This window comes from Pinirhizobacter sp. (genome assembly GCF_035317885.1).
Classification (GTDB): Bacteria; Pseudomonadota; Gammaproteobacteria; order Xanthomonadales; family Rhodanobacteraceae; genus Pinirhizobacter.
The window spans coordinates 1-4,949 of record NZ_DATHFX010000178.1 but is presented as its reverse complement, the minus strand read 5'-3'; the positions used below and the strand labels follow the sequence as shown (position 1 = coordinate 4,949).

The window sequence follows — 4,949 nt, the reverse complement described above, 5'->3', positions numbered from 1 at the left end:
GAGGGCGAGAAAGGCCAGCAGATCGACAACGTCCATCGCTATGGCAGCGCCCGCAACGCACTGGCCCCGGAAAGCCTGCGCACCCTTCAGGCCACGGCGCGTGATCGTCGTAACGTATTCGAGCAGTTGATCGACGCGGTGAAATACAACTCGCTCGGCCAGATCAGCCACGCGCTGTACGATGTGGGTGGCGAATACCGGCGGAACATGTAGGGAACCTCCGACCTGCATCAAGGGTCGAAGGCAATGGTGAAGCAATAAAGGCAGCGTGATGGCACAACGGACCCCAGTCTTTTCGTGGCTCCTGGCCGTCATCGTCCTGGTGGCGGTGGGAGCCGGTGGCTACTGGTTCTGGCGCAAGGCGATGGCACCGGAGCCCGCACCGGTGGCGGCGCTGCCAGCGCCCGCGCCGGCATCCTCTGCGCCGCCGGGTCCTGTCGTTCAACACCCGATCGGCGCGGCGGGCCCTGCGTCACCGTCGTCGGCCCCGCTTCCCCTGCTGAGCGACAGCGATACCCTTACCGCCGAAGGCCTGTCCGACCTTGCCGGCATCGGCAACCTCGATGGCCTGCTCCTGCGCCAGCAGGTGATCGGCCGTATCGTCGCCACGGTGGACGCGCTGCCGCGCCACGCCCTGGCCACCCGGTTGTTGCCGGTGAAGACGGCCGGCGGGAAATTCCTGGTTTCCAGCGAAGGCAACATCGATCCGAAGAACCAGGCGCGTTACGCGCGTTACATGGCCGTGGTCGAGCACGTGAACCCGCGTGCGGTCGCGGCCTGGTACGTCCGCTTCTATCCGCTGTTCCAGCAGGCGTACAAGGAACTGGGTTACCCCACCGGCTATTTCAACGACCGCCTGGTGATCGCGATCGATGACATGCTCGCCGCGCCCGAGCCGAAGGGCACGATAGCGGTAGTGGAGGACCGCGGGCATTACGTATTCGCCGACCCCCAGCTTCAGTCCGCCTCGGTCGGCCAGAAGATCCTGATCCGGCAGGGCCCCGATGGGGAAGCGAAGATCAAGGCAAAGCTCCGCGAGCTTCGCGAGGCGATCACGGCTGCCCAGCCTCACTGATCTATCCTCCAGGCAGCACGCGGGAGTCGTCGGGCTTCAGCATAACGACTTCCGTTATATAACGCGATGCGTTATAGTTCACGCCATGATTCGCAGTTTTGCCGACAAGGAAGCGGCAAGCATCTGGGAAGGCCGGGCGTCACGACGCCTTCCTTCCGGGATCCAGGCGATTGCCCGGCGAAAGCTGCGAATGTTGCATAACGCGGCGAACCTTGACGACCTGCGCATTCCGCCGGCCAACCGGCTTGAGCGCCTTATCGGCGACCTGGAAGGCTCTACAGCATACGTATCAACATCCAGTGGCGCATTTGTTTTCGTTGGAGCGATGGCGATGCCTACGACGTGGTCATCGTCGACTATCACTGAGGCCCAGCTATGGCACGTCTTCCCAATATTCATCCCGGCGAGGTTCTGCTCCATGAGTTCCTCGAACCGCTTGCGATCAGCCAGAACGCGTTAGCGCGGGCGATGGACGTTCCACCGCGGCGAATAAACGAAATCGTGCTTGGCAAGCGCGGCATCACCGCGGACACGGCCGTTCGACTGGCGCGTGCCCTGGGAAACAGTGAGCAGTTCTGGATTGGCCTGCAGTCTGACTTCGACCTGGAGGAGGCCCACCGTTCGATCGGGAGGGCCATCCATCGCATCGCACGCCTTACGCTCGATGCCTGTGAAACCGCGACGCCTTTGAGAAGCGGGCGTCACGCCCGGTCGATGCGCCCGGCGTAGCAACCCGGTCCCGCATAGTGGGCGTGGATATACGCCACGCGATCGTCGGCCAGCCACTCGTGCACGGTCGGTTCCATGGCATCGCCGAATACCACGGTGGCCTCTTGCAACATGTCCTGTGCATCGAAGGCACGGAGCGACATCATCCGGGTGCGGAACAGCTGGGGGATCTCGTCGCAAAACGTCGCCGCGGTGGTGGCGCCCTCCAGCACGAATACGGCATGGCGCGAACGGTAGGGTGTATCGGCCGGCTGGTGCTCGTAGTTCACCAGCAGCAACGATTCGCCAGCGCGCGCATCGCGCAGTTCCACGCGATCGGGATAGCCGCCTTCTGGTCCGGCGACATAGCGTATCGCGCGGTGTGCACGCAGTGCTTCGTCGGAAAGGTGGTAGAGGTGGATGAAGGGTGTGGGGTCAAGACCCGAAATGCGATAGGACATGTGCGATACCCGGCGGTCATGGTGCCTGAAGCATCGCGCCAGTCAACGACCAGGCCTATCGGCAGCTTGCGGTTGAATCGGCCCGGCATCGATGCCCTGGTTTTTACTTCAGCTGCCGAACAGATGCCCGACGGCGGCGGAGATGGCCATCGCCAGGGCGCCCCAGCAGAAGACACGCCAGGCACCACGCCACACAGGCGCGTGTCCAGCCTGCGCCGCCGCGGCGCCGAGAATGAGCAGACTCACCAGCGCCGTGCCGACGATTGCGCCGATCACGATCGCCGCGGGAGCCGTCGCTACGGTAACCAGCGGCACCGACGCACCCAGTGAAAATGCCAGTGCCGACGCCATGGACGCCTGCATGGGACGCGCGCGCAGCGCCTCGGTGATGCCCAGCTCGTCGCGCGCGTGGGCACCAAGGGCATCGTGGGACATCAGCTGCACGGCCACCTCCTGGGCCAGGGCAGCATCCAGGCCGCGCGCCTGGTAGATGTGCGTCAGCTCCGCCAGTTCGTGGTCGGGATCGGTGGCCAATTCGTGGCGTTCAAGGGCAAGGTCTGCGTGTTCGGCGTCCGCCTGCGAACGAACCGAGACGTATTCACCCGCGGCCATCGACATCGCGCCGGCGATGAGTCCCGCAGCGCACGTGGCCAGCAATGGGCCCTGAGCCTGGCCCGAGGCCGCTACGCCCACGGCGAGGCTTGCCACTGAGATTACGCCATCGTTGGCGCCCAGAACGGCGGCGCGTAGCCAGGCAACGCGCCCGGTGGCATGGGTTTCAGGGTGGTGTCTTGACATCGTGACTTCCGGCCGGTCGACGCGGCCAGCATAGCGGCGGTAGCATCGCGGCGGAATGAACGACCCCCAGCCACGCAATCGCGACAGCACTCGCCCCACGCGCTCGGACGCGATATTTCGTGACGCGGCGGTTTGCGTGCTGGTCCTGATGGTGGTGGTGGCGCCGCTGGTATGGCCGCGACTGGATCCATGGCAACGACCTGGCACCGGATGGCATCGCAAGGCACCCAATGGCTTCGCCTTGCGTCTGCTCGATTCAGGCCATTACGTGGCACAGGGTGATTGCGCCACCTGCGAAGGCAATGCATCGCAAGGTCAATGGGTGCGCCACGGGACAACCGTCTCGCTGCGCAACGACGCGCCACCGCATGCCCGCGCGGATTTCCTGGAGTTCGATTTCCGCGGCTGTCCGTTGCTCGTGGAAGAGCGCTACGCAGTGGCCGCCGATGCCCAGTTGCTGGCCATGGCTTTTGCCCGTGACGACACCGCCTGCCACGGGCTCGGCCAGGCGGGCTAAAATACCCGCTTTGCCGTCAAGCCAGCCGCCCAGCCATGACCTCGATCAAGCAGGAAGACCTCATCCAGAGCGTTGCCGACGCCCTGCAGTACATTTCCTATTACCACCCGGTGGATTACATCAAGAACCTCGCCGCCGCCTACGAGCGCGAGGAATCGCCCGCGGCCAAAGATGCCATTGCCCAGATCCTGATCAATTCGCGCATGTGCGCCGAAGGCCATCGGCCGATCTGCCAGGACACCGGCATCGTCACGGTGTTCCTGAAGATCGGCATGGATGTGCGCTGGGAAGACGCCACCATGGGCGTGGAAGACATGTGCAATGAGGGCGTGCGCCGCGCCTATAACGATCCGGACAACAAGCTTCGCGCCTCGGTGCTGGCCGATCCCGCCGGCAAGCGCAGCAATACCCGCGACAACACGCCGGCGGTGGTGAACGTGTCCGTGGTGCCGGGTAACAAGCTGGACGTGATCGTCGCCGCCAAGGGCGGTGGTTCGGAGGCAAAATCCAAGTTCGTGATGTTGAACCCGTCCGATTCGATCGTCGACTGGGTGATGAAGACGGTACCCACCATGGGCGCAGGCTGGTGCCCGCCGGGCATGCTCGGCATCGGCATCGGCGGCACCGCCGAGAAGGCCATGCTGTTGGCCAAGGAAGCGCTGATGGAGCCGATCGACATCACCGACCTGATGGCCCGCGGTGCTTCGAACCGCGCCGAGGAATTGCGCCTGGAGCTTTACGAGAAGGTCAATGCGCTGGGCATTGGCGCGCAGGGCCTGGGCGGCCTCACCACCGTGCTCGACATCAAGGTCAAGGACTATCCCACCCACGCCGCCAACCTGCCTGTGGCGATGATCCCCAACTGCGCGGCTACCCGCCACGCGCATTTCGTGCTGGACGGCTCAGGCCCCGTCGCTTTGGATCCGCCGTCGCTTGAAGACTGGCCCAAGCTTACCTACGACGCCTCCAAGGGGCGCCGGGTGAACCTCGACACCGTTACCCGCGAAGAAGTCGCCGCGTGGAAGCCGGGCGAGGTGCTGCTGCTCAACGGCAAGCTCCTGACCGGCCGTGACGCCGCGCACAAGCGCATGGTGGACATGCTCAACCGTGGCGAGAAACTGCCGGTGGATTTCACCAACCGTTTCATCTACTACGTGGGGCCGGTCGACCCCGTGCGTGATGAAGTGGTCGGCCCCGCTGGCCCCACGACTGCCACGCGCATGGACAAATTCACCCGTCAGATGCTCGAGTCCACGGGCCTGCTCGGCATGGTCGGCAAGGCCGAGCGCGGCCCCGCGGGCATCGAGGCCATCCGCGACAACAAGGCGGTGTACCTGATGGCCGTCGGGGGCGCAGCCTACCTGGTGTCCAAGGCGATCAGGGCCTCGCG

The 4,949-nt window shown here is 64.7% G+C and carries 6 protein-coding genes and 2 pseudogenes; 6 read left to right on the top strand and 2 right to left on the bottom strand.

Annotated features, from left to right (window positions below; all coding sequences use genetic code 11):
- From VK519_RS05535 to VK519_RS05520, 4 genes and pseudogenes are all read left to right on the top strand, one after another.
- A partial coding sequence (locus tag VK519_RS05535) for a hypothetical protein (protein ID WP_324348131.1) occupies nucleotides 1–213 on the top strand: 213 nt, incomplete at its 5' end.
- A gap of 58 nt (nucleotides 214–271) precedes the next feature.
- Entirely contained in the window at nucleotides 272–1,075 is an 804-nt protein-coding gene (locus tag VK519_RS05530; RefSeq protein WP_324348130.1) for a DUF3014 domain-containing protein, read from the top strand.
- 85 nt (nucleotides 1,076–1,160) lie between these two features.
- Nucleotides 1,161–1,441, top strand: a pseudogene (locus VK519_RS05525) (type II toxin-antitoxin system RelE/ParE family toxin).
- Nucleotides 1,442–1,450: 9 nt separating this feature from the next.
- Nucleotides 1,451–1,732: pseudogene (locus tag VK519_RS05520) on the top strand (HigA family addiction module antitoxin); the annotation flags it as partial.
- A 44-nt stretch (nucleotides 1,733–1,776) separates the two neighbouring features.
- Here the strand turns inward: VK519_RS05520 and VK519_RS05515 are convergent.
- The gene (locus VK519_RS05515) at nucleotides 1,777–2,244 is read right to left on the bottom strand and encodes a DUF1203 domain-containing protein (RefSeq protein ID WP_324348129.1); all 468 of its coding nucleotides are present in this window, start codon (nucleotides 2,242–2,244) and stop codon (nucleotides 1,777–1,779) included.
- A gap of 108 nt (nucleotides 2,245–2,352) precedes the next feature.
- The gene (locus VK519_RS05510; protein WP_324348128.1) at nucleotides 2,353–3,042 is read right to left on the bottom strand and encodes a VIT1/CCC1 transporter family protein; all 690 of its coding nucleotides are present in this window, start codon (nucleotides 3,040–3,042) and stop codon (nucleotides 2,353–2,355) included.
- 136 nt (nucleotides 3,043–3,178) lie between these two features.
- Here VK519_RS05510 and VK519_RS05505 point away from each other — a divergent pair, with 136 nt between their 5' ends.
- Together VK519_RS05505 and VK519_RS05500 are read left to right on the top strand one after the other, a co-directional pair.
- The gene (locus VK519_RS05505) at nucleotides 3,179–3,559 is read left to right on the top strand and encodes a hypothetical protein (RefSeq protein ID WP_324348127.1); all 381 of its coding nucleotides are present in this window, start codon (nucleotides 3,179–3,181) and stop codon (nucleotides 3,557–3,559) included.
- Nucleotides 3,560–3,594: 35 nt separating this feature from the next.
- On the top strand, nucleotides 3,595–4,949 hold a 1,355-nt coding region (locus tag VK519_RS05500; RefSeq protein WP_324348126.1), incomplete at its 3' end, for a fumarate hydratase.

Coding starts and splice junctions, on each gene's coding strand:
- VK519_RS05530 (WP_324348130.1), top strand. CDS start 272: ATGGCACAACGGACCCCAGTCTTTTCGTGGCTCCTGGCCGTCATCGTC.
- VK519_RS05515 (WP_324348129.1), bottom strand. CDS start 2,244: ATGTCCTATCGCATTTCGGGTCTTGACCCCACACCCTTCATCCACCTC.
- VK519_RS05510 (WP_324348128.1), bottom strand. CDS start 3,042: ATGTCAAGACACCACCCTGAAACCCATGCCACCGGGCGCGTTGCCTGG.